This window comes from Psychrobacillus sp. OK028 (genome assembly GCF_900103605.1).
GTDB lineage: Bacteria > Bacillota > Bacilli > Bacillales_A > Planococcaceae > Psychrobacillus.
On sequence record NZ_FNHY01000003.1, the window covers coordinates 436098 to 458752 of the forward strand.

General features: G+C 34.6%; 27 protein-coding genes and 1 pseudogene. 7 read left to right on the forward strand and 21 right to left on the reverse strand.

Translation table 11 applies throughout. The features are described from left to right. Nucleotides 1-708: 708 nt before the first annotated feature. Both BLR36_RS08050 and BLR36_RS08055 read right to left on the reverse strand, forming a co-directional pair. Nucleotides 709-1638, reverse strand: coding sequence for a GNAT family N-acetyltransferase (locus BLR36_RS08050; protein WP_093061216.1), 930 nt, complete (start codon nt 1636-1638; stop codon nt 709-711). A gap of 163 nt (nt 1639-1801) precedes the next feature. Further along, complete coding sequence (locus tag BLR36_RS08055) at nt 1802-2077, reverse strand: CD3324 family protein (protein WP_093061217.1); 276 nt, start codon at nt 2075-2077, stop codon at nt 1802-1804. A gap of 876 nt (nt 2078-2953) precedes the next feature. Here BLR36_RS08055 and BLR36_RS08060 point away from each other — a divergent pair. Continuing rightward, a complete protein-coding gene (locus tag BLR36_RS08060; protein ID WP_093061218.1) occupies nt 2954-4144 on the forward strand; it encodes an MFS transporter in 1191 nt (396 codons plus the stop codon). Nucleotides 4145-4520: 376 nt separating this feature from the next. Here the strand turns inward: BLR36_RS08060 and BLR36_RS08065 are convergent, their stop codons facing one another. The 3 genes from BLR36_RS08065 to BLR36_RS08075 form a co-directional block, all read right to left on the reverse strand. Beyond that, nucleotides 4521-4901 (reverse strand): hypothetical protein, encoded by a 381-nt coding sequence (locus BLR36_RS08065; protein WP_093061219.1) that lies wholly within the window; start codon nt 4899-4901, stop codon nt 4521-4523. A 112-nt stretch (nt 4902-5013) separates the two neighbouring features. Beyond that, complete coding sequence (locus BLR36_RS08070; protein ID WP_093061220.1) at nt 5014-5355, reverse strand: DUF6678 family protein; 342 nt, start codon at nt 5353-5355, stop codon at nt 5014-5016. Between the two features lie 168 nt (nt 5356-5523). Further along, nucleotides 5524-5862: a DUF3291 domain-containing protein gene (locus tag BLR36_RS08075; protein WP_093061221.1), complete on the reverse strand. Its 339-nt coding sequence runs from the start codon at nt 5860-5862 to the stop codon at nt 5524-5526. A gap of 396 nt (nt 5863-6258) precedes the next feature. On the opposite strand from BLR36_RS08075, the gene BLR36_RS08080 reads away from it, so the two are divergent. Then, nucleotides 6259-6741, forward strand: a complete 483-nt coding sequence (locus tag BLR36_RS08080; protein WP_093061222.1) for a hypothetical protein — start codon at nt 6259-6261, stop codon at nt 6739-6741. A 410-nt stretch (nt 6742-7151) separates the two neighbouring features. Here the strand turns inward: BLR36_RS08080 and BLR36_RS08085 are convergent, their stop codons facing one another. The 3 genes from BLR36_RS08085 to BLR36_RS18775 all read right to left on the reverse strand — a co-directional run bounded on the left by BLR36_RS08085 (nt 7152) and on the right by BLR36_RS18775 (nt 9043). Next, on the reverse strand, nt 7152-7559 hold the full coding sequence (locus BLR36_RS08085; protein ID WP_093061223.1) for a GNAT family N-acetyltransferase: 408 nt from the start codon (nt 7557-7559) through the stop codon (nt 7152-7154). Between the two features lie 69 nt (nt 7560-7628). Continuing rightward, nucleotides 7629-8285 (reverse strand): alpha/beta family hydrolase, encoded by a 657-nt coding sequence (locus BLR36_RS08090; RefSeq protein WP_093061224.1) that lies wholly within the window; start codon nt 8283-8285, stop codon nt 7629-7631. A 599-nt stretch (nt 8286-8884) separates the two neighbouring features. Further along, the gene (locus BLR36_RS18775; protein ID WP_175453984.1) at nt 8885-9043 is read right to left on the reverse strand and encodes a hypothetical protein; all 159 of its coding nucleotides are present in this window, start codon (nt 9041-9043) and stop codon (nt 8885-8887) included. A 175-nt stretch (nt 9044-9218) separates the two neighbouring features. Between BLR36_RS18775 and BLR36_RS08100 the strand changes: the two genes are divergently transcribed. Both BLR36_RS08100 and BLR36_RS08105 read left to right on the forward strand, forming a co-directional pair. Next, on the forward strand, nt 9219-10319 hold the full coding sequence (locus BLR36_RS08100) for an amidase domain-containing protein (protein WP_254771351.1): 1101 nt from the start codon (nt 9219-9221) through the stop codon (nt 10317-10319). A 98-nt stretch (nt 10320-10417) separates the two neighbouring features. After that, nucleotides 10418-11953, forward strand: a complete 1536-nt coding sequence (locus BLR36_RS08105; RefSeq protein ID WP_093061226.1) for an oligosaccharide flippase family protein — start codon at nt 10418-10420, stop codon at nt 11951-11953. 864 nt (nt 11954-12817) lie between these two features. Here BLR36_RS08105 and BLR36_RS18915 read toward each other — a convergent pair. The 10 genes from BLR36_RS18915 to BLR36_RS08150 form a co-directional block, all read right to left on the reverse strand. Beyond that, nucleotides 12818-12937 (reverse strand): SOS response-associated peptidase, encoded by a 120-nt coding sequence (locus tag BLR36_RS18915; RefSeq protein WP_139185069.1) that lies wholly within the window; start codon nt 12935-12937, stop codon nt 12818-12820. Between the two features lie 126 nt (nt 12938-13063). After that, nucleotides 13064-13558 (reverse strand): hypothetical protein, encoded by a 495-nt coding sequence (locus BLR36_RS08115; protein WP_093061228.1) that lies wholly within the window; start codon nt 13556-13558, stop codon nt 13064-13066. Between the two features lie 193 nt (nt 13559-13751). Then, complete coding sequence (locus BLR36_RS08120) at nt 13752-14066, reverse strand: hypothetical protein (RefSeq protein ID WP_093061229.1); 315 nt, start codon at nt 14064-14066, stop codon at nt 13752-13754. An 85-nt stretch (nt 14067-14151) separates the two neighbouring features. Next, a complete protein-coding gene (locus BLR36_RS08125) occupies nt 14152-14526 on the reverse strand; it encodes a hypothetical protein (RefSeq protein ID WP_093061230.1) in 375 nt (124 codons plus the stop codon). Between the two features lie 156 nt (nt 14527-14682). Continuing rightward, on the reverse strand, nt 14683-15189 hold the full coding sequence (locus BLR36_RS08130) for a hypothetical protein (protein WP_139185070.1): 507 nt from the start codon (nt 15187-15189) through the stop codon (nt 14683-14685). 441 nt (nt 15190-15630) lie between these two features. Continuing rightward, a complete protein-coding gene (locus BLR36_RS08135; RefSeq protein ID WP_175454006.1) occupies nt 15631-16080 on the reverse strand; it encodes a DUF4362 domain-containing protein in 450 nt (149 codons plus the stop codon). A gap of 258 nt (nt 16081-16338) precedes the next feature. Continuing rightward, complete coding sequence (locus tag BLR36_RS08140) at nt 16339-16830, reverse strand: DUF2716 domain-containing protein (RefSeq protein WP_093061233.1); 492 nt, start codon at nt 16828-16830, stop codon at nt 16339-16341. 216 nt (nt 16831-17046) lie between these two features. Beyond that, nucleotides 17047-17220 (reverse strand): hypothetical protein, encoded by a 174-nt coding sequence (locus tag BLR36_RS18780; protein WP_175454007.1) that lies wholly within the window; start codon nt 17218-17220, stop codon nt 17047-17049. Between the two features lie 13 nt (nt 17221-17233). Then, the gene (locus BLR36_RS08145) at nt 17234-17602 is read right to left on the reverse strand and encodes a YolD-like family protein (RefSeq protein WP_093061234.1); all 369 of its coding nucleotides are present in this window, start codon (nt 17600-17602) and stop codon (nt 17234-17236) included. Next, nucleotides 17599-17820, reverse strand: a complete 222-nt coding sequence (locus tag BLR36_RS08150) for a transcriptional regulator (protein ID WP_093061235.1) — start codon at nt 17818-17820, stop codon at nt 17599-17601. Before BLR36_RS08150 ends, BLR36_RS08145 begins: the two co-directional genes overlap by 4 nt. Nucleotides 17821-17963: 143 nt before the next feature. Here BLR36_RS08150 and BLR36_RS08155 point away from each other — a divergent pair, with 143 nt between their 5' ends. Beyond that, on the forward strand, nt 17964-18728 hold the full coding sequence (locus tag BLR36_RS08155) for an ATP-dependent DNA ligase (RefSeq protein ID WP_093061236.1): 765 nt from the start codon (nt 17964-17966) through the stop codon (nt 18726-18728). 81 nt (nt 18729-18809) lie between these two features. Here BLR36_RS08155 and BLR36_RS08160 read toward each other — a convergent pair whose 3' ends face one another. Both BLR36_RS08160 and BLR36_RS08165 read right to left on the reverse strand, forming a co-directional pair. After that, nucleotides 18810-18995: a hypothetical protein gene (locus BLR36_RS08160; RefSeq protein ID WP_093061237.1), complete on the reverse strand. Its 186-nt coding sequence runs from the start codon at nt 18993-18995 to the stop codon at nt 18810-18812. Nucleotides 18996-19306: 311 nt separating this feature from the next. After that, a complete protein-coding gene (locus BLR36_RS08165) occupies nt 19307-20164 on the reverse strand; it encodes an SDR family oxidoreductase (RefSeq protein ID WP_175454008.1) in 858 nt (285 codons plus the stop codon). Nucleotides 20165-20362: 198 nt separating this feature from the next. Between BLR36_RS08165 and BLR36_RS08170 the strand changes: the two genes are divergently transcribed. Further along, nucleotides 20363-20938: a TetR/AcrR family transcriptional regulator gene (locus BLR36_RS08170; RefSeq protein WP_093061239.1), complete on the forward strand. Its 576-nt coding sequence runs from the start codon at nt 20363-20365 to the stop codon at nt 20936-20938. A 582-nt stretch (nt 20939-21520) separates the two neighbouring features. Next, nucleotides 21521-22030 carry a hypothetical protein gene (locus BLR36_RS08175; protein ID WP_139185071.1) on the forward strand — a complete coding sequence of 170 codons (510 nt, stop codon included), beginning with the start codon at nt 21521-21523 and terminating at the stop codon, nt 22028-22030. A 107-nt stretch (nt 22031-22137) separates the two neighbouring features. Here the strand turns inward: BLR36_RS08175 and BLR36_RS19020 are convergent. After that, nucleotides 22138-22362: pseudogene (locus BLR36_RS19020) on the reverse strand (group II intron maturase-specific domain-containing protein); the annotation flags it as partial. Nucleotides 22363-22655 lie beyond the last annotated feature (293 nt).

The following is a 22655-nucleotide window of genomic DNA, read 5'->3' on the forward strand; positions in this document are numbered from 1 at the left end:
ATAAAACTATAAATATAAGCATTGAAAATGGTACAACGTAAGTTTTTTCAAGAATATAATCCGGGGTAAAAACAGCGAACAAGACTAAGATAATTATAGCTGGAATTAAAAGAATCCAGTAACGTTTGTCTTTAAAAGTGCTAAAACTCCACATAAAATCCTCCCTGTACCAACATGTGATTTTCAAACTAAAGATATCCATTTATTATACAACACACTTAAACTAACCTGCGGCGTTAGTTCAATAAGAAAAAAGGCTTTACCCCTTCTTGAAGTAAAGCACCCGTTAGTTGAAGAAGAAAGATTGAGTTGTAAATGAATTACAATAGAAACATCAACATCCAAGTTATACTAAATATGATATAGGTAGCTGAAATAGTCATCCAAAATGTATTTTTAGAGGTACTAGCATTACTATCACTACTAACTTTTTTGATTAATGCTACTAAATTTAAGCAAAATACTATTGCTAAAATTGGATTTAAAAAAAATCCTGCTTGAACTAATAATTCGATATTGTCACCCCTCATTTGTAAAAGAAAATACTCAAAAACTACACTAATATTGACAAATTCGTCATTCTTCTAATAATATCCTCTAATTGAACTAAACTGCGGCGTTAGTTCAATAAGAAAAAAGGCTTTACCCCTTCTTGAAGTAAAGCACCCGTTAGCTTAAAGCATTTAGAAAAAAAGGTAATAGTAATGATTATTTTTTATTTAATTGATAGTAAGCATCGATTAGTTTTTCTACTGAAACATTATCTATTTTCATACCAGTCAAGTCACTATTTTGTATTTCCACATTCCTAAGATTACAGTTAATAATTTTACTTCCTTCAAGGTCACATCTTTCAAATGAGATTGGGATATTTTCATCTCCAAGATTTGTGTCCATGAAACTAACCCCACTTAAAGTGACAAATATCATCTCACTGTTAGAAAGATTTAAATCGGCATATAGTGAATTTCTAAGATTTATATTTTGGAACTTTGAGTGGCTAAGATTACAGTTACTAATATGATTACTCATTAGATTACTGTTACTGATTGAACTTCCTTCTAAATTTACTCCATAACACTCCGTTTTTTCCATATCGCAATTCACGTATTGTTTATTTGAAATGTTTTTATTTTCAACTAGGTTTTCTTTTTCTGAAGAAGTTCCTAGTTTCTTTATATAACCATATTCCTCTTCAGTTTCATAGGTAGTTCTATAACCCATTTTTTCATAAAAATAATGATTGTTAATTTGTCTACTTGATGTCTCAAGATCCCAAGTCCTTACATTAGGAAACTCTTCCTCTATTAAATTTATTACTCTTGAACCAATTCCTTTACCCTGGTAATCAGGGTCAATGAAAATACGGTCTATTCTCCCAAAACTTTTACCAGAAATAGTTATTATAATTCCACCGATAATTTCTTCGTCTTGTAAAACTTTAAAATATTCCATTTCTCTAATCATATACTTAGTCATTTCAATAGATGAATATCCTGGTGGCTTAATATTGGAATCGATTACATTGTTTTGATTTGGAAGCCACCTTTTCACTTCTTCGTCAAAAGTTCTTTTCTTTAATTTTGTTAGTTTTTCAGCATCCGTAATGGTTGCTTTTTCAATTGTTATAACTGACATTTAAGTGCCCCCCTTAAGTATGTTTATGTATCATTTCTTTCCAGCATTTTAAGTGTTGATTAGATTGTAACTTACATCATTACTTGAAAAAACCTCATACTTATTTCATAAAAGAAAATAAGCTAATGTAGTATGTAACCACATTAGCTTATTTCAAAAATTTTTATCTTTTTCTTTTTTCATTTAATACAATTCTTTGAATACTTTTTGATGACAAGTAATATTTTACACCCAAAGTAGCAATATCTATTCCCGAAAGATAATCAAAATAAATACTAGAATTTCTTAATTCCAATTCTCTTCTGGTAGCAGTACTAGAACCCCAATTCTTTTTATTATCTTCTTTTCTTGGAATATAAATATACTCACCATCAACATATTTTTGTATCAACTCTACCAACTCAGATGGTAGAAGGTTCTTTGCTTTTTTATAGCTCATTTCTGCACTCCTAAATATTAATATTTCTATTAGGAAGAACAAAGGCTATCTTTATTTATTTTTTATGTAATAGCCTTTGCTATGCAAAAATAGTATTCCTTCTCATACAATCAATCCACCTTCCATTTTAGCTACCACTTCGAATTGTTCTTAATCCATATTATACCATATTTTTCTTTGAATTCTGTAAGAACTATATCCCCTATATTCTGTTTCAATTATAAGTTGTTACAAAAGAGGATGATAATCAAACCTATAACCAGAAAATCCTTCTTCAACTAAACTGCCGCGTTAGTTCAATTAGAAAAAAGTTGCAGATTGCAGCTCTATAATCTACAACTAACGCTCACCTTCAGAGGATGTGTTATTCCCATAAACATCGATAATGATTTTTTTAGCAATTTTTTTAACTTATACTTTTTCTTCGACCCAAACTCCCACTTCATCACCAGCTCTAAAACCACCATTCAAACTATCACTCTTACCTTCTATTTCGGTATCTTCAGTAAGAAATATTTCATAAGTAGGCCAATCATCCATAGGATTAGAAGCAGGTACGTTGATAATTAGGCTAGTTTCCTTAACGGCTAGTATATATCCTTTATAATCACTTGATTCATTTAGAATCCAAACTAATAAACAAATATGGTTATGATAAAGATAGTCAGAAGTTTCTTCAAGTGTTCCCCCCTTGTATTACTCTTAATTGACAAATGATTCAGATTTAAAATTGTTACATTCTTAAATGCTCTTATTAAACTAAACTGCTGCGTTAGCAAGAAAAGGTTTTTCTCGAAAAAATATTTTATGGTAAGATGTTTAGGTCGTGTATCTACTATCTGACACATTTACATTCATCTAAGAAAAGAGGTATTTATGCACTCCACAAAATTATCCAAGCGACACTGGTTGCTCATCTTAACGCTTTCTTTATTAACATTTGTTCTCGGGACAAGCGAATTTGTTATTGTCGGAATCTTAACCGATATTTCAGCTAGTCTTCAAATGACAAATGCAAAAGCAGGCACACTCGTTTCTGCGTTTGCAATTACGTTTGCTATCGCCACACCACTAGTGATGTCAGCAACAAGTCATTTTCCAAAGCGTAAATGGATGTTGTTTTTGATAGGTTCTTTCATCGTCCTGAATGCTTTGTGTATAATCTCGACAAGCTATACCACGCTGCTAGCACTTCGGATTATGACAGCAATTGTAACAGGAGTATTAATCTCTCTAGCCATGATTGTTGCTAGTGAAACCATGCCGATTAAAAGACGCGGACTTGCTATATCATTCGTTTTCGGTGGTTTCACACTTGCAAATGTTGTTGGAGTGCCTGTTGGTATTGTCATTGCCGATTCGTATGGCTGGAATGCCACTTTCATGTTAACTACCTTCCTAGGAGGGTTGGCGTTTTTGGCATCCTATTTCGTCTTGCCTAATAAGCTCAGCCAAATACGCAGTTCAATACGGGATCAATTTTCTTTAATGACCAACCCAAGAATTTTGATGGCTTTTTTCATTCCTGCTCTAGGATTTGGAGCAACTTATACCGCCTTTACGTACCTTGTTCCTATCTTGAAGGGAATGGAAGTACCAAATCATTCAATTAGTTTAATCTTATTTGGTTACGGATTTATTTCCATTTTCAGCAACATCCTCGCCGGTAAAATTGCCAACCATAATGCAATTGGTCGCCTTCGGTTTGTTTTTCTCGTGCAGGCATTTGTTCTGACAAGTTTATTTTGGACTACAAATCATTTTATTTTAGGACTGGTAAACATTGGCTTGATGTCGTTAATGGCCATCCTCTTAACAACTTCTACTCAGCTTTATTTAATAGACCTCGCCGGAATTTATCAGCCAAAAGCAACAGGTCTCGCTGCTTCACTTATGCCAGTGGCAAGCAACGTAGGTATCGCTTTTGGTTCTGCATTAGGCGGAATTGTGTACCATCAAGGGAATTTAATGAATATAACATGGGTCGGTGGGATAGTTGCAGTCTGTGCAAGTCTTCTAACTTTCTTTAGTCATCGTTTAGATCAAAAACAAAAGAAATCAGCTTAAAAGGTAAGCAACAAACGAAAGCCATGCTTCCTATTGTATATCCAGAAGAACCAAAATCTTTTCATGCCTAGAAATTAAAAAAAGAAGTATCAAGGACGTTTAGTTTTTCTTTGATACTTCTTTTTAACAAACAAATACTGCTTACTCTTATTTATAATGTAATTTTTTGCTTCCTAAGAAATGGGAGTTTATATTTAACAATCAAATATATGATCTTTAAGTCTAATTAAAAAAACCTCATTCAGTTATGATACTGTTCACCGTAAGTTATCTTCAACTATCCTGCTGCTTTAGTTCAATAAGAAAAAAGGCTTTACTCCTTCTTGAAGTAAAGCACCCGTTAGCTTAATAAGCGGGATGCTGATATTGTTTAGCCTCATAAGTTGACATTATGTTTGTTACCCTTTTTGTATCTATTAGCTAACTTCAAAGAGAAAAACTGAGGAATCAAATTGAAAAAACTAACTAAGATTAATAATTGATATGGAGTTAGTGGTTTGAAATAGCCACCCCATCGTTCGTTCACTGTCATTTCGCTTATGAAATAAAATGAAATTATTACAGATAATATATTTCCAATAATAAGAGGGATGGAATTACTAAAGAGTTTGCCGAAGAAAGCGAGTAGTGAAGTCACTACAATCATAGTTAAATAGCCATGCATTGAACGGTTAGCAAAATCCTGGTGCATTGAAAAATAAACAAAAGGAATGCAGTATAAACAGACAATCAGAATACCAATTACTATTTTTCTCATATTGTGACCTCTCTTTATATAGTTATAAATAGAAAAAATATATAGGTTGCGTGGGAAACTTGACACCCTGCTGCTTTTTTCGCTAAAGCACCCGTTAGTTGAATAAGATTCTTTAAATATAAACCATAAAAGTTCCGTCCTTTACATAACCATAAACCTTGATAGAATTACCTAATACCTCACCTGGAACGTGTATCTCTTTTAGGGTTTTCAACAATTTATTTTTCATTTCTTCACTTTCAAATTTAATTTCCAACCATTCAATTGTTTTATAGCTTTCCTTATTTCCATCTGTTTTGAAATGATGAAACCATTCTGCATCCCAATCACAAATATAATTAGTCTCAATATCCTTCTGTCGCCAATAGATAAGTTCTGGTATATCAATCATTGCTAACCAAATTTCTTCCCATTTTGTATCATTCATTAGACTTTGGTATCCAGCAAAACTCATTTTTCGCCTCCTATTGTGTATTTTATAATTAGCACTTTACTACTCCTTCTTGAAGTAAAGCACCCGTTAGTTTAATTACAATATTTCACAATGTGCTTCGTTAGTCGTAATTGGAACAGGTGATAGTATATTAAAGTATGGCACCCATTCGTTTGAGAAAATTGAACCTCACTCAATTCTGCCAAACTTCTTATGTAGTCTGTCTTTACATTCATTCCAAGTAGGAATAGCTTCTGCTTCCCAATTAAATAATTCTAATTTATCTGCAATATTTCGTGATAGTTTCATTGCTTTTAAATGATTACCATTATTTCGATAGACCTTCATATGTTCCTTGCTTTCCCATACTGTCAGAGTCCAGTATGTGTCCCATCCTTCTTTGTTAAAAGAAGAAAATTTTAATCCTTCTGCTTTTTTTGACTGAATAATCGATTTAATTGTATGAAAAGAAAAGCTAGCTAACTTTCGCTTACCTTTTAAATGCAACCTAGTAACTGAAATATACATATCGTATTCGTCCTTTCTCATAAAAACTATAATAGTAATATTCCATTTATAGGTATGCAAATCCTTCTAGTAATGTTTTCTTCTTAAACTAACCTGCCGCGTTAGTTTAAGTGTAACATTTCACAATGGATAGCCGAGATCTACCTGATGTTTTGGACAAAAAAATAGACCATCGAAAAATGGTCGTGTTTAACTAAATACTAGCGTTATTTTACATTTTTTAGTTAAATCATTATTCTACCTTGAAATTCTAACTATTAATATTGATAATAGAATTATAATATATAAATGGAAGGTAGTGGAATTATGAAGCGTTTTTTTCGATTTATTGTAATGTTAACAGTGTTAGAGGGCGTTAATGAAGCGTTAGTAACTCACACGATTGGAATATAACATATGAAACGTAAAAAACTTTTGTCATGCCTTCTTATAGGAGTTCTGTTAACCACAACTATTATTAGCGTAACTTGGGCTTACAACTTGAAACAAGAATTGGATTCTTATAGACTTTTGGTAATAAATAGCCCTGAAAACTTAATCACACAATTCGAAGCTATTTTAGCATATGAAGAAGAAATTGTTCAGAATCAAAATGATAAAGAACAAGAACAAATGTTAGAAAGCCATGTCGCTCTTACAGATGCATTGCTTTTGCATATGAATACTATGAGGGGCATTTTGATGCGGGAAATCAATCCAAGAGAAAACTATTCTAGGCTAGAAGATCAGATATTAAAAGAAATGGCTAATTTCCGGGAATTTTCGTCCCAGTCCGATAAAAGTGACAGTATTCATGCTTTAAAAAATGCAATCGAAGAATACAAAGAATATATTATTCAGATTAAAAATGAAACCGGTATTGAAGAAGAAGTAATATAAACCTACAAAAGAAGTTTCAGAGGAAGTTATTACTATCCTTTGTAACTTCTTTGTTTATAAAAAATTATATTTGCTATCCCTATCCTCTGACCTACCGATATGGGACACACATAAAACACCTATGTAACTTGCCCAATCCCAAATTCTATTGCCTTTAGGTAGCCTAATTTTTCTTGGATACGCTCTTCTATAATAAAGCATATACTCCGCAATTATTTGCATAACATTGACATTGCTTAAGGAATTTTTATACCCCCCTAATAAATAAAACTTCAACAGATAAAGCCTTAGCTTAACACCAGAATTTTGCAAGCTCTTATTGAACTAACCTGCTTCTTTAGTTCAATAAGAAAAAAGGCTTTACTCCTTCTTGAAGTAAAGCACCCGTTAGTTAAAGAAGAAAGTTAAATCTATCTATTTATACTTTTTGACATACCAATGGTAAATTTTTTAAACCCAAAGGTTTCATAATATGGTTCCAAACTTTCCACACACATTAGTTGAGGAATTACCCGATTTTGCTCACAATGGTGAATTATTCGATTCAAGATTTCTTTGCCGATTCCTTCGGACTGATAGCTTGGTAGAACACATAATCCACAAACTAATCCAGTAATTACACCATCTGAAATAACACGTCCCATACCCACTAATTGTCTTTCATCAAATGCGTAAATGGCGTACCAGCTTTGATTGCACATTCGTTCCAAATCATTACTTGTTAATTTAAGTGAATTCCATCCTAAAGATTCATATAGGGTTAGTAATTGGTCAAAGCTAATAGGGGGTTCTGTCGTGTAATTTATATATTTCACCATATAATTACCTCCTGAATTTTCTTCTCATTGCTTATTCAACTAAACTGCCCTGTTAGTTCAAGAAGAATATTAGAGAAAACATTTAATCATTTTCTTCAAAGATTTTATCACTTCTATTAAAAAGGAAATAGAAGTTAGTGTGTCATACTCCACATCATCTAACGAATGATTTGCTCCATGAATTACTTCGATTTTAAAGGAAGTATGTTGTGCCATTTGTTCAACTTGTTCTGAATTGTAATGAGGGTCTTTGTCACCAATGACTAACAATCCTTCGTGATTACTCTTTAAAATTTCTTCATATATTCTTTCCAGTTTCAGTAAAGGGGTAAGTAATATCATCTTGGACTTCTTAAAAGCTTCTCTTTTCATAATTTCACTAACAACTGGAATTGTACCAAGAGATTTCGCAAGAAAAATCGTTTCCTTGTAATGAAAATTATCTATAATATTATTTATAACGGGGTCAATATCATTCATAATGAATTTTTTTATATCTTCGAATGATTGTTCAAATAATTCTTGTTCATATGAATAGTGAATTTGAACAACATCAATATTATTTTCAAGCATTACCATTGTAGCGTAATAGAGCAAGGGTTTTTCATAGGTATAACCAGTACCTGAAAACATAAAGCAAACATTTTTAGAACCTGTTTGAATATGCGTATACTCTATCTGTTTAAGACTATCATTTGTATCTACTTTGATTCTTTTACCCTTCATAGATATTCTCCTGACTTTGAGTATCCATTTTTATTTTTACCTTTCTCATTAACTAAATCACTAAATTCAACTTCGACATAATTGCGAGAAAACCTTCTTGTTAAACAAACCTGCCCCTAGTTCAATAAGAAAAAAGCTTTACTCCTTCTTGAAGTAAAGCACCCGTTAGTTAAATAAGAATATTACTTTTTCTTTTTAATAGCCCAAATGGATAAAACCCATAGTATGATAACGCACACGATTAAAAATAATTTTAAAACAACAAGTTCAAATAAAATCATCAAAAATACTATAATACTAAACAAAATTGATAGAAATACTGACATTTTCACCTTACTTTGTTTAGCTAAGAAAAATTGCCATATACAAAGAACAATTCCTATTACAATCAATAAATTAGCCACAATCTTCACCTCAATTATTCCATCTAATCAAACTCGACTTTACTTACAATCTAACATGAAACTATAACTCATTAATTCAACAAAAGTGCTACCCTCAGACTTAAAGTTAGGAACCTCTCTCATTCCAAACTTACATATATTAACTTATTCACAATCAAAAAAAACCTTCTTCTTCAACTAAACTACCGCGTTAGTTCAATAGGTTGTTTTCGCATAAAGTAACATACCTGCAACCGTTTCATCCGGCTCTTTTTTCCAATTATTTATATATGTAAATATTTGATAAAGGTTACCGGATTTTTGTTTTGCAGCTCCCCCTTCAAATCGATTTGGTATGCTTGGTAAAAACTTCACCTTTGCTCCGAGTATATTACGATATTTTCGGATTAAATATCGGAAAAACGGCTTGTTTCCATGTTTGATTAGGAAACGAATAATTTATATTGAAGTGAACCATCATAAGTTGGATTGAAAAGTAGGGCACCATCAACAAATATAGGAAAATAAATAAAGTAAGGGGGAGTTTGGCTTGTTCCGCTTGGTTCTATTGTTCGGAATGACTTTATTAGTCGGGTTGATTCCATTGAATTCTTATGAAACTTTTGCTCAAGAGGATTACGACAAAAGGGAGGTTGATTCTTTCCTGACAAAGTTGTTTGTTGATCGTAATGCCTTTCTTGTCAATGGGCTTCCTGAATCCATTAACAAGTATTATATCCATACGGAGAAGTTAAGCCGCTACGCTTATCAAATGGAATTAAGACGTGGAAAGTACATCAATACTTGGGCAGATAAACGTGGTATATCGCTTATAGGAGCAGAACCCAGCATTCGTATTACTCGTTTCAAAAAAAATGGGGATGTAGCGTATGTTTCCCTGATACAGATGGCCAAAATATCGTATGACTACAATACAGTTTATCCACCACCCCAATCCTTTGGTGTCGGTACGCGGCATGCTCTTACATTGAAGAAAATAGACGGTAATTGGATGGTATTAAAGGAATGGTATTTGGATCCGCTTGAAGAAAACTCAGAGTTAATAGCGGATTCACCAGTGGGCTTCCCTCATCTTTCTCCCGACAACGAAACTTCGCAGAATAAAGGGCGATATAATCGTGAACGTGCAGTGGCCTATGCCAATAAGTACGCGGGCCTAGCTTGGGGAGCCGGGAATAATAATCGTTACAATTCGAAATATATGGATTACACACCACTTGGCGGAGACTGTACCAACTTTGTATCCCAAGTTCTTGGCGACAAGGAGGAAGGCGGCGGCTTGCAGAAAACGCGCAATTGGAGAAGTGGAAGTAAAGCATGGGTACAAACGGATGCTTTTGAACATTTCTTGCTCTATTCCGGATATGGACGTTTGATTGCAAAGGGGACATTTACAGAAGTTACTGAATCAAGCGACAAACATCCACATGGAGCAATCTCAACATTAAAGCCAGGTGACGTGATCGGCTACACGCTAGATGGAGATACGGACCATTTTTCGGTTGTGGTAGGGCAAGATGCTAACGGTTATCCGTTAGTGAATTCCCATACTGCGGATCGGTATCGTGTACCGTTTGACCTCGGCTGGGATAAAACAACGAAATATATCCTCGTTCATATCAATGATTAATCGAAAAATCGAAAAAGGTCTTGGTAAAAAGTCTCCGTAGTCTACCTCTGTGATCTTGTTCATATAGTTATTAGGACAAGGTCACTTGGGGTGAAAAGATGAGACTGCCTACCTTTATTAAACAAACAGCGCTGCGTACTGGTGCTATATTTCTCGTTAAAGTTATCGGCCTCGCCATTCGCATTCCTTTGTTTAGGCTTCTCGGCTCAGAAGGAATGGGAATTTATCAAATTGTTTATTCTGTTTATGGATTCGCACTTACGTTGCTCTCAGGTGGTTTTCCTACATCGTTGGCATTATTGACCGCTAAGGATAAAAAACAGGGTTGGCTTGTTTATAAAAGTCTGGCTGTACCCATTTTGTTCCTTGGAACTGTTTCCAGTTTGCTTTGTTTCGCCATAGCGCCAAATATTGCACATTTTCTCGGAGATAACAGCTTGACGTTTCCCCTCCGCTGCCTAGCTCCGGCGCTTTTTATTGTTCCACTGCTTCAGCTATACCGAGGATTCTTACAAGGTGTGGAGTTCTACGGATATGTGGCCGTTTCTGAACTAATAGAACAAACGGTTCGTGTTGGAACAATGCTTTTGCTTGTCGTTCTATGGATGAAACAAGGCACTTATGCTGCCGCAGGGGGTGCCGTTTTAGGTGCATTTACAGGTGCCTGTATCGCATTATTGTTTCTTTGGTTGCTGAAATATAATAAAAGATTGAAGCTGATACCTGCCACCAATAACGGAACATATAATAAATCCGCCCGGTGGCTGATCCTTGGACCTGGGATTTTTTTGTTTTTCAAATCATCCTTTGCTATTACATTAACGCGTATCGTTATGCCTGCGTCCGATTTTCTTGATGCGTTAATCATTCCTAGCCGTCTGCAAGTTTCTGGCCTAAGTCAATCAGAGGCTATTGCCATTTTCGGAGAAGTTTTCGGAATTGCGACAACTATCGTGTATCTACCTACTATTGTTACCGCGGCAATATCATATACGATGGCTGCTAAGTTAACGGCCAATTGGCAAAACGGGAAAAAAAGTAGTTTTGTTGAGCGTTCCAGTCTGTCCTTAGAAATCGGGTGGTTCTGGGGAATCAGTTCCATGTTAATCCTTTTTTTTCATGCAGATGATTTATCTATGCTAATTGTGGGTAGTCAAGAGGCAACCGAAGCAATACGCTACATGTCTTTTGCTCCTCTTATTGCCGGCATGCGGGAGCTAACGACAACGATCCTTTGGGCGGCTAATCAAAAAAAGGCTCCCATAGTCGGTTTACTAGTAGGCCTTATTTGTTCTGCCATCGCCGCTTATTATTTAACGGCAATACCGGGATTCGCTTATGCAGGTGTTGCGATTAGCGCTTTTATCTTGGAAATAACATCCCTCCTCTGGAATGCGCTCATTATACAAAAAAGATGCAAAGGCGCGTTTCCTGTAATGACGTTATTGGCATATTTAATTTTTCTTGCGTCAATAGGCTTTCTTAACGTTCCGTTCAAAAAATTTCTGTTGTATATCGGTATAGAATCAGGAACCATGCAATCGCTCGGCAGCATGCTATTTTTTATAGGATGCATTGCCTTATTCTTGCTGCTACGATTTTGGGGAAGGGGAAGCTTTAGAAGGTATCGCTAACTAAATGGAAATTATATGAACCAACGTTCGCCTCAGACCTCTATACACTCTTTTTATTAAGATGATAGGTACGTAGCACATAGCAAAATCCGAGATATAATGGGCATCTTTGGAAAGAATGATCTAATCGAAGGAGGAGAACCTTACGCATACGGTTTCAAAGTCGAAGCAGCGCTTGCTAACAATACAAACCTTCGTAATCTCATCTATATTAAAATTTAAATATCTATTTTTCTTTAATGGTGTTATTCCATGAAGAAAGACGCTTTCCTTATTTCAGAAAAGCGCCCGATTGTTGAAGATCTTTAGTCTACTAAATTTCAGGGGTTACACCTATATCTGGTGTTATACCAGAATAGTCCAGAGGTATTGGATACCTTCCCCAATAATGACGCACGAAATTTCCCACTCCAATTTACCATTTCTTCTTTTGGTGAGAAACCCGGTAAATTGACATTAACAGATAGTTATCAAGGTGAGGATTTTGTAGACGGTCTTATTTACCTATTGATTCTTGATTTAATACCATAGACATGTAATTAATTGAAAATGTACTTGTTTTAACATCATAATCAATAATTATTTGCGGAATAATATAAGATACTCATGCGAAAATAAATCCTAATTAAAAATCTATCGGACTTCCTTCCTCTTGTTTTAAAACATGCATAACAGGAGTTTTAACTTTTTTAACATTAAGATTGCCTCTTTTTCCCGTTCCATTATTTCGCCTATTTAATCCAATAAATGTGATAATAGCATATTCCAAGATTAACTGTTCAACTAAGCTGCATATTTAGTTCAATCAGAAAAAAGGCTTTACTTCTCTTGAAGTAAAGCACCCGTTAGTTTAAGTGTAACTCTTCACAAACTCTGTGCTACATTAAAGTTAGGGGAGTAGTCGGATTCTTCGAATGCTGCATCTATATCAAAACGCTCTAAGAACTGTTCATAATCTGCAAATAACGTAAAACGACCACACACAATAATCCCACCTTTTTATAACTTAATAAAACGAAAATCTAGCTAAAAAATATAAACACTTAAATAAAAAACTTCATTTCCGTTACCAAAATTAAGAATGTCTTTTTATCTTTATGTTACTTCCAACTATTTAAAACTTTCTTTTTCACTTATTTCTGTCAATACTTCATCAAATGCAAGATACTTAAGAGAATTTTTATCTGTATCTCTTAACAGTATTTGCAGGTCATTCAATACGGAATCACTGGTAGTTCCAGCGATAGAATTAAACTTTTTCTGCTCATTTAATTCAAGCAGAGAGATTATCATATGATTATACAAAGCAGGAAAATCAGTTTTTATAGATTCTTTATTATTTATAAAAGATTTTATATAATCTTCAAAAATATAATCTGGAGAAATTTCATTATATGGAGTAAAAATTGCTGCGGATTCTACGATCCAATTCTCGAGTCCCGCTGCAAAAACAAGTAGTGAATATTTTCTAGTTTCTTGATTAGTATCGGCAAAATATTTAAAAAAGTAATCGAAATTTTGTTCATTCCAATCTTTGGCTGTGTCTAAGCCTATTGGAATATATCCTAAAATGTGTTTAGCTTTGCCTATTATTAAATCTGTCATAACGTATTTCCCCCCAGAAATAATTAAGATACTTTAATTAGAATAAAAACGCCATCCTGCAAAGATGTTTACTTTGCGGAGTGGCATTACTTGTAGATGCTAAACTCTTACGTAGGGCATTCAACTAACCTGCATAAGAAAAAAAGGCTTTACCCCTTCTTGAAGTAAAGCACTCGTTAGTTGAAGAAGAAGGTTAATTTTTGACTGTTTTTATATCAAATTTCATATTGTCTAAATCCCAAATATCATCATCCGTATTAGAGAAGACAGTTATCTCAAGTTTCTGTCCAATGCTATATCTCTCTATATTATCAACAGGTATTTCGTATACATTTCCGTCTTTTCTACCTTCATCCATCCCATCATACTCTTTAATAACTAACATTTCTTCTTCAACAAGTATTTCCTCAACTGTACCAGTGAAAGTAAATTTTTCTTGATAATTAGAACAACCAGCAATAAATAAACAAATTAATAATATAAAACCTACTGTGATTTTGTTTTTCACAATCACACCCCCTTGAAAAATTAGAAGCCCGTTAGCTCAATAAGAAGTCGGATATAAATACCCGTTTTTTCCACAGTCGCAAAGGTTAATCTTCTTTTTTAGGAGTAAAATTAATTTTAGCAACATCACTAATAATCGGTAGTGTAGGCTGGTCTGCCACCTGCACCTGACTACCAACCCATATTTCAACGTATTGGTCTTTTTCAAAATTTGCAGCTGAATAATACTTAGTATCCAACTGAATAATTCCCTCGCCATCATCATTCAACCCAAAACCATTTCCCTGAATTAACAGTTGAGTTTTATTTCCATCAACTTTTACTATTATTCCTTTAATATCTGCTGAACGATTATATTCACTACTATCCTTTGAATTTGCAGGGTCTTCAACGGTATGTTGATTACAAGCAGATAACAATAACACTAAAATAAAAGTAAAAAACAACTCTTTAATTTTCATATTATATCCCTCATATATTTTAGACATCAAATAGTCATTTAGTTTCGTTATTGAATTAAACTGGACCGTTAGTTCAGAAAAAGCTACCCTTGCAGACAGCCACTTGTTAAACTAAAGCACTCGTTAGTTGAAGACAATTATAAAAGTAAGCATTTATTACTTCTCCCAATTAAGCATATATAAATTTGAAAGTTTAACTTCTATAATGGAATCCTTTTCAATATCAACTTCTACCTCTTTATCATGTGGAAACAAATAAAATGCAAATGAATCTCCATCCTTATAATTTAAACCAGATGAACTAGAAGGATATATTTTATAAATGTCATCTTGAAATGTCGCTGTTGCGTTAACTTGGTTAATATGTGTAAAACCATTTTCGGTTCGTGCGTGTTCACTGCCTGATACTACTGTTGCACCTCTTAAACTATAAGTCCCACTGGACATAAAGCTAACTTCGTAATCTGAATTACCATTGACAAATACTTTTTCTACGTAAATTTGATTCTCCCCATCATCATAAAGCACTTTCCCCTCATTACTATCAAAATCACTCAAATCAATCTTTACAGAATACTCTCCATCAACAGGATAGGATTGCACTTGATAACCTTCAACATCATCAGCAATAACACTAATTCCGTTTATCCAAAGGTTCAGCAATCCACTAATCCAAAGTGTTAATACAATTGTTCCTACACCAATTATTAACACTTTAATAAAATGTGTTTTTGCTTTAAACCCCCACTTTTGTGCAATAATTTACATATATTAACTTATTCAACACAATCAATAAAAAACCTTCTTGTTCCACTAAACTGCTTCTTTAGTTCAATAAGAAAAAAAGCTTTACCCCTTCTTTAAGTAAAGCACCCGTTAGTTGAAAGAGAAAAGTGAAGTTTATTCAATAATGACGCCATTTAATTGAATAACTAAAATATCATCTCAGTTAGAATAAATTATGTATTCCGGTTGTTCTATCGAAAGGAAAGTATCTTGCCAACGGTAAACGAACGGTCGGAGCTTACATATCTGAAAAACGCGTCCGGTCTACAAATCAGTTTGGCTCCTTTATTGCGATTGAAACGATTGTTTTACGTAGAGTCAATGCTCGTGGTCCTCTACTTGTTCCTTCATGATGCTTAAGATTGTGAAGCTTTCAACGGTGGAATCCTGCTGACACCCTTCCAATGTATAGGTGAACAATTGCTGTCCCTCCTCTGATATCAGCTCCGAACAGGTCATGTTCACTTTGGCGGGGCTGTCTCCCAGATCCTTATTTTTTGAAAGATCAATTTCCAAATTGAATACAGATCCATCGAAAGATAAATTGTACAATGTTGGATTTCCTTCCGGTGTATAATTGGCAATCCGTACGTAAGCCGCTTCTTTCGCTTCGATGTTGTCCAAGAATCGTTCAAAGCGGTGGAAATTGTAAACAGGTCCATTCATATTAATAACATCGCCGTTTTTTGCCGCTGTTTCGCTATCATATGAACAAGCGGATAGCATACACGTTCCGAGAAACAGTAGTAGACACAAAAGTTTTCGCATAGTAATTCCTCCCATGGTATCCATGACATTTCACCTTCACTGTATGCGCTAAACCATCAATCTATCCCACAGCAATACATAAAAACATTTCAGAAGGCGGTTTTTATGTTACCTTCCGCAAGATGCCATAAACTGTTCACAGACAAATTTGGCGTAATTCTATGCTTCTTTTGGTATGATTGAGACATCGTATTTTAATAAGAAAAAAGGCTTTACTCCTTCTTGAAGTAAAGCACCCGTTAGTTGAACAAGGTTGTATTACCCCTGACGTAATATTTTATGAAACATTCTTGGTTTATGTTTTTCAAAACCCATTATCAATTCTTTTCCATATACAGTTATGGTTCTTTCCCAAGGGTGTCCTAAATATCCCCATTGAAAATCCTTATGAATAAAGAAATAATAATCGCCGTTTGGAAAAATTGGTACTGTCCATTCATCGAATTCGTTTTTATGAAATTCTAAACTGGAATTTATCCAATAGCATTCATGTTGCCAATCCAAAGCATAAATATTTTCATCTTTGGACGTAATTTCTTGAAAAACAAGTAATGCTTTTTCTTCTAAGTCAACAAACGCATCCAAATCTTCAGATTCTCCAAAATATAGAGAGACATCGTAGGTAATAAAAGGTGATGGTACTTTAAAAGAAGGGAAATCGGTAGTGCTAGGTTCAAACTTCAATTCGTCATATATTTTATTCCATACTTTTTCATACTCAGCATTGGATAGTTTAAGCCAATTTTTCATTTGAATTATTACCACCTTAACGACTTTTAGTAGCGTCTATTATAACATTCCTTCTTAAACTAAACTGCTGCGTTAGTTTAAGTACATTCTTTCACAAACTTTTTTATATTCTAACATAAATATCCAATTCTAGATGTAGGATAGTTGTCATAAAAGCATTTTACGAAAAAACAACCATCACCTTTAACATAGCCTAAAATAAAAAAACACCTTCCATTAGTCTGGTTGGTGGTTTTTAGCTTCTTCAGCTCTATTTATACTTTCGCATACCTTACCTAAAGCAATCAATTCATTTTTACTCATCCTCGACATTTCATCCAATGCACCCAGTATTAATTCTGGATCATACTTATCAAGCATTTCGTTAAAGAGTTCTTCTGTTCTATCCAATTCATTCCCACCCTTAATCCATTATAGTTACGTCTACTATTTCATCCAATTTTAATTGTAGCAAAGAAAATGGATCTTCTAATTCAATTACTCTTCTCCTTAGATCCACACTCTCCACAATCCCTCTCTTGTAAATAAACGTTCCATCCCTCCACAACTTCACTTTAGTATCAGCTTTGCTTTTAATGGCCTCATCCAGCGTGTGATTTATTGCATCATAGTCCCATTCATTCAAATCTGGTCTTGGCTCTCTTTTAATTTCTTTGCTATATTCTCTTAGTAAAGCAACATGTTCTGGAAGCATCATAGCAACCCACTTCTTGTTTCCCCTGTCTTGTAACTTGGATAAATCAAAAACTGGTTCGTAAAATTCGTCATTCATACAACTTCACGCTCCTTGTTTATGATGGGAACAAATGCAAGTACATTTTCAATTTTAAAAAACCTCTTAGCATTGCGTGAGAAACAAATAGCCTTGAATGTATTTCCTTCCACAGATAACACCTTAACCTTTCGCTTGCTGATTTCTCCATTGTTTTTCATGTAAATCATTTCGCATATTTGGTTATGTTGCATCGCTTTTAAAATATTTATACGCACGCTTGTTCCCTCCTTCTTTAAATTAGTATACGAACAAACATTCTGTTTTACAACAAGTAAATTATTCTAATTTAATAACCAACCTGTTAAGCGTATTGTAATTTTTCTAATTGGAAACAATATAACTTGAGGTGAAATAGATAATGAAAATCGTGAAGCCAATGCTATTAGAGTACCAAGAAGAAGCAACTTCGGAAGAAGGTTGGATATATGAACCTAAGTACGATGGTATAAGACTTTTAGTAGGTAACGACTTCTCGTATACAAGACATGGCACCATTACAACAAATCGTTTCCCAGAACTATTATTTTCAGGTACTGATGTTTTATTGGATGGAGAGCTAATAGCACCTGGTACAGGATCGCCAGATGATTTTGAAGGTGTTATGTCGCGCTTTATTGGTAATAAGGAACAAGAAATAATCTTCATGGCATTTGATATTATTACCTATAAAAATGAAACAATAACAAGGTTGCCAATCGAAGAAAGAAAAGGATTACTTACTGAAGTGTTGTCAAATATCGACTCTCCATATATGAACTTAGTTCCATACATATACACTGAAGGTGAAGCGGTCTTTAATTTAATGAAGGAAAATAAAATGGAAGGTGTAGTTGCAAAACGATTAGGTACACCATATTTAACAGGCAAACGTTCAGACAATTGGAGGAAAAGTATTGTTTGGAGTTATCATGATTGTGTAGTTTTGAAGGTTACATATGGTCCTTTAACTGTGCAACTATGTAGTGTAGAAGGAAGTTATTTAGGAAGTGTGCAAATAGGTTTTACAAGTGAAGTTAAAGAAAAGATATTTTCAAGAACTCCACCTTATAATTGCAAAGTGAAATCTAGAGGGTGGACTAGCTCGGGTAAGTTGAGAATACCTCTAATTGTTTCTATAGAATAAAAAAAGCGACTAACTCAATTAAGAGAAAGTCGCTCTTTTTCTAGCCATTAAACTAGCCGCATAGCCGCATGAATCGTTCAACTATTTATTATCCATATTAGGGTTTTGTTTACGAAGCATCCAGTAATGCTCAACAAGTTGATTCTCATATTTTATGTGCACTTGGTAAAAATACATATGCAATTTTGGATCTGAATGTTCATAGTACATCGCTAAAGTGCCATACAAACTTGTCTTTTGAAGTAGATCTGCCAAACGTTGGTCCATTTACTCTCTCCTTTTTACTTTTCACATACAACCAACGTATGCAACAGCCATTGTTACTGATTAGGCAAATAAAAAAAGCAACCTACTTAATTACGAGAAGGTTGCTACTTTATTTTAATTATTTATTACTGTGTAGTTATTATTGTCCTTATTCAACTAAAGCACCCGTTAGTTGAAGATGATTTAATTATTTATTCATAATAATATTTGTATCTATATGTCTTATATTATCCATATAAACTACGAGCAACCACTACCATAAAAAGAGCCACCATCAAAATGGTGGCTCTCCTTTATATCAAAAGAGTAAATTACTGGAATGTAGTGGTTGACAGGATGGATTCAAGGCTTCGTGCTGGACGACCTGATAATTTTTCAATGTCCCCCGTAACGATATCGTAATCTCCATTAGAGAAGTTTTGCTGAGTATTCACGACTAAATTGATGATCTCTGCCGGAAGTTCCCCTTGCTGAAGCTGATCTTGTAGCGTCTCAACTGGTATTGTGATAAATGAAAGTGGTTTACCGCTAACTTTCGCGATGAGTTCTGCACGCTGTGCACCTGTTAGGCTTTCTGGTCCAGTTCCGTTATAAATTGCACCTTCGTGATCATTGCCGAGTAGCAAACCAGCTGCTGCAGTGGCGATATCATCGCGTGAAACGAATGCGACTTTGCTTTCAGTGAGACCTGAAAGAACGCCATAAGCTAATGACATTTGCGCATCCATGATGAAATACTCTGAATAGTAGTTCATGCGCAAAATGCTCCATTTGCTTGCTTTACGCATCAAATGCTGTTCACTGACAAAATAGTCGTATGCAATATTCGTTTTTTCTGTGTTGCGCGCGCCTGTAGACGAAATAAGGACAATGTGTGGAACACCTGCTTCTACAGCTGCATCAATAGCTGCAATAAATTGTTCTGAACGACGACCAGGTTTTACTTCGGACGACGGAATAAGCAGTAAGCGATCTAAACCTTTGTATGCCTCAATCAGCGAAGATGGTTGATCGTAATCACCGAAACGTGCTTCCACGTCATCAATTGCAATTTTCTCCGGAGTACGCGTGATTGTTACAACACTATGTTGTCCAGCCGCACGCTCCAACAATTCTTTTACCGTTACTCCACCTAAATTTCCGCTTGCACCACTTACACCAATTTTCATAATTTAATTACCTCCAATTTGTTATTATGTTTCATTTTTCTAAAGTTCTATAGCCTTACTTTAACACCTTTCGTTTATACAACACATGTTGTATAATCAATATATCAAGATGAAAAATCGTATGCAATAGACAATTTAACGCATCTATCGCTTAAACGACAGATTGCGAAAAATGTCTATTAAGTAGGAGGGAATTTGATGGCAAGACAAATAGATCCCCGGATTCTTCGCACTAGGAATCTTATTATGGAAGCATTTATTGAGTTATCAATGCAAATGGATTTTAAAGATATGACCATTAAGGATATAACAACTTCTGCAACGGTTAACCGTGCGACTTTCTATAATCACTTTTATGATAAGTACGACTTGCTTGAAAAAGTGTTAAGTGAAAGTATCATGAGGGAGGTTATTCAAGAGGTAAGTACCCATGAGGTAATTAACGAAGAAAGCATAAAATCAATACTTTTATCAATTATAAGGTTCCAAACATCAATTAGTAACCAATGTCATCGCAGTTATAAGGCATTTACACCACAAATAGAAACACTTTTTAAAAATGTACTTCATGCTTCCTTTTCAAAATGGGCACATAAACAATGGCCTAACCAAAATAATACGGATATTGAAGTATTTTCGGTGGCGTTAAGCTGGGCGCTTTACGGGGTAGCAATGCATGGGATGCAAAATCAACAAACAGAACCAGAAAAGTATTTGCAACAATTGATGCCCTTAATTGATACGATGAATAAAGAAGATGCCCATCAAATATAAATTCAACAACTGAATTCATACTTAGTATTTCTCTTTTCCAAATTCAATGGAGCCTGTTTTTATATTAAATAGGCTCTAGATTGTTTCTTAACTATACCTTGTTCAACTAACCTGCTGCTTTAGTTGAAGAAGAAAAAAGGCTTCACTCCTTCTTGAAGTAAAGCACCCGTTAGTTTAATAAGAGCAGCGACGCTTCTTCCACAATCGCGCCCTTTAGCAGAAGACTCAATTTCAAGATATCTTAAAAGGCAACATTAATGTTCTTTCACTATTTCACCCGTTACTTTAAGTACAACTCTTCACAAACACTTTATCTTCAAAAGAAATTCTTACATCTTTATATTGGGTTATCATTGGTAAAGATAGGTACTTATTTTCAACCTACATACAATCACCGATTTAGAGCAAAGTAAAACATGTATCAAAATTATATGTTTTACTTTTTGTTCTTAACTGTGTGAAAAAGCTAACTGGAAGGGGAATCAAAGAAGAATGATTTGGCGTATGGGTATTTACACTTTCACCACGTGTTTGATCTGTTTCCTTTCTTTCCTTTACACTCCTATCTATTCAGCAGAGAGTGTGGACAGTTCGAAACAGGGGTTGTTTCCGGATTATAAAAAGAAGGTTCTGGATATAATCGACTTTGGTATAGAACCATTGGAAAAATTAGACGGGGTACAAAACGAGGAGGATCTTTATAATATTGTCTTGTCGGCAGAGCAAAACCTAGCCAAGAGTCACTTGGACTTATCGGAGCTTAAGGTGCCAATTGAATTACCTAACGATACAAGGGTACTACTGGGAAGGTCTAAGGAAGACTTATCTACAGGTCTCAAGGCACTAGAGGAAGGGATGAACTACTATGCGCAATACATCGTCAAACGTAGCCCAGAGCAATACGATAAGTATGTCAAAAAACGTGATAAGGGCATTCGCTATATTAATGGTGGTTTAACCACGTTGACATCGGCAGAACTACAACTAGATGACCCATTAGAGCCAATTCAAAGCGTTTGGGAAGTAGGTAAAAGAAATCTTTATAAATTGGAAAAGGCAATTCCAGTAAAAGGTGTATCAAATGATAATTGACCCACCTTTCATTGGCGTGCTGCCCAAAATGGGTTAGCACCTTTTGTATTATTGGGGTAGCGTAGGAAATGCGGATTTACAACGTTAAGCAAATTATGAGGGAATGATTAACTCCCATAGGAATTGCCGAGGGTTTTGTTTAATATGGGGCTATTTGAAATGCGCCAGTACCCTTTTCGGGTATTTCCCCATTCGTAGGAATTTCCATATGGTACGTTTAAACGAAGGAGGTTTCTGACTCTTGTTCGGGGATACTTCCCTTTCTTCCAAAGACATATGCGAAGCCTTCTTCTAATCCAACTATCTAGCCGCTTGAAAACAGTAGGTGTATCAATTTAACGTGATATTCCCCAAACCCTCAATCAGATTATGGAATAATTATATTTCAAATCTTCTTATATACCCTCACTCTCAATACTTTCATGAAAATTATAACATTCCTTATTCAACTAAACTGCCGCGTTAGTTCAAGAAGAAAAAATGCTTTACCCCTTCTTGAAGTAAAGCACCCGTTAGTTGAATAACAACTTCATACAAATTGATTAGGGTATATAAATTTCGGAAATGAATACAACTTTTCCGTTTTTTTCGTAGATTTGTAGTAATCCTCTATGGGTAACAACCT

Coding starts and splice junctions, on each gene's coding strand:
- BLR36_RS08050 (WP_093061216.1), bottom strand. CDS start 1,638: ATGTCAGTTATAACAATTGAAAAAGCAACCATTACGGATGCTGAAAAA.
- BLR36_RS08055 (WP_093061217.1), bottom strand. CDS start 2,077: ATGAGCTATAAAAAAGCAAAGAACCTTCTACCATCTGAGTTGGTAGAG.
- BLR36_RS08060 (WP_093061218.1), top strand. CDS start 2,954: ATGCACTCCACAAAATTATCCAAGCGACACTGGTTGCTCATCTTAACG.
- BLR36_RS08065 (WP_093061219.1), bottom strand. CDS start 4,901: ATGAGAAAAATAGTAATTGGTATTCTGATTGTCTGTTTATACTGCATT.
- BLR36_RS08070 (WP_093061220.1), bottom strand. CDS start 5,355: ATGAGTTTTGCTGGATACCAAAGTCTAATGAATGATACAAAATGGGAA.
- BLR36_RS08075 (WP_093061221.1), bottom strand. CDS start 5,862: ATGTATATTTCAGTTACTAGGTTGCATTTAAAAGGTAAGCGAAAGTTA.
- BLR36_RS08080 (WP_093061222.1), top strand. CDS start 6,259: ATGAAACGTAAAAAACTTTTGTCATGCCTTCTTATAGGAGTTCTGTTA.
- BLR36_RS08085 (WP_093061223.1), bottom strand. CDS start 7,559: ATGGTGAAATATATAAATTACACGACAGAACCCCCTATTAGCTTTGAC.
- BLR36_RS08090 (WP_093061224.1), bottom strand. CDS start 8,285: ATGAAGGGTAAAAGAATCAAAGTAGATACAAATGATAGTCTTAAACAG.
- BLR36_RS08105 (WP_093061226.1), top strand. CDS start 10,418: ATGAGACTGCCTACCTTTATTAAACAAACAGCGCTGCGTACTGGTGCT.
- BLR36_RS08115 (WP_093061228.1), bottom strand. CDS start 13,558: ATGACAGATTTAATAATAGGCAAAGCTAAACACATTTTAGGATATATT.
- BLR36_RS08125 (WP_093061230.1), bottom strand. CDS start 14,526: ATGAAAATTAAAGAGTTGTTTTTTACTTTTATTTTAGTGTTATTGTTA.
- BLR36_RS08135 (WP_175454006.1), bottom strand. CDS start 16,080: ATGCGAAAACTTTTGTGTCTACTACTGTTTCTCGGAACGTGTATGCTA.
- BLR36_RS08140 (WP_093061233.1), bottom strand. CDS start 16,830: ATGAAAAATTGGCTTAAACTATCCAATGCTGAGTATGAAAAAGTATGG.
- BLR36_RS08145 (WP_093061234.1), bottom strand. CDS start 17,602: ATGAATGACGAATTTTACGAACCAGTTTTTGATTTATCCAAGTTACAA.
- BLR36_RS08155 (WP_093061236.1), top strand. CDS start 17,964: ATGAAAATCGTGAAGCCAATGCTATTAGAGTACCAAGAAGAAGCAACT.
- BLR36_RS08160 (WP_093061237.1), bottom strand. CDS start 18,995: ATGGACCAACGTTTGGCAGATCTACTTCAAAAGACAAGTTTGTATGGC.
- BLR36_RS08165 (WP_175454008.1), bottom strand. CDS start 20,164: ATGAAAATTGGTGTAAGTGGTGCAAGCGGAAATTTAGGTGGAGTAACG.
- BLR36_RS08170 (WP_093061239.1), top strand. CDS start 20,363: ATGGCAAGACAAATAGATCCCCGGATTCTTCGCACTAGGAATCTTATT.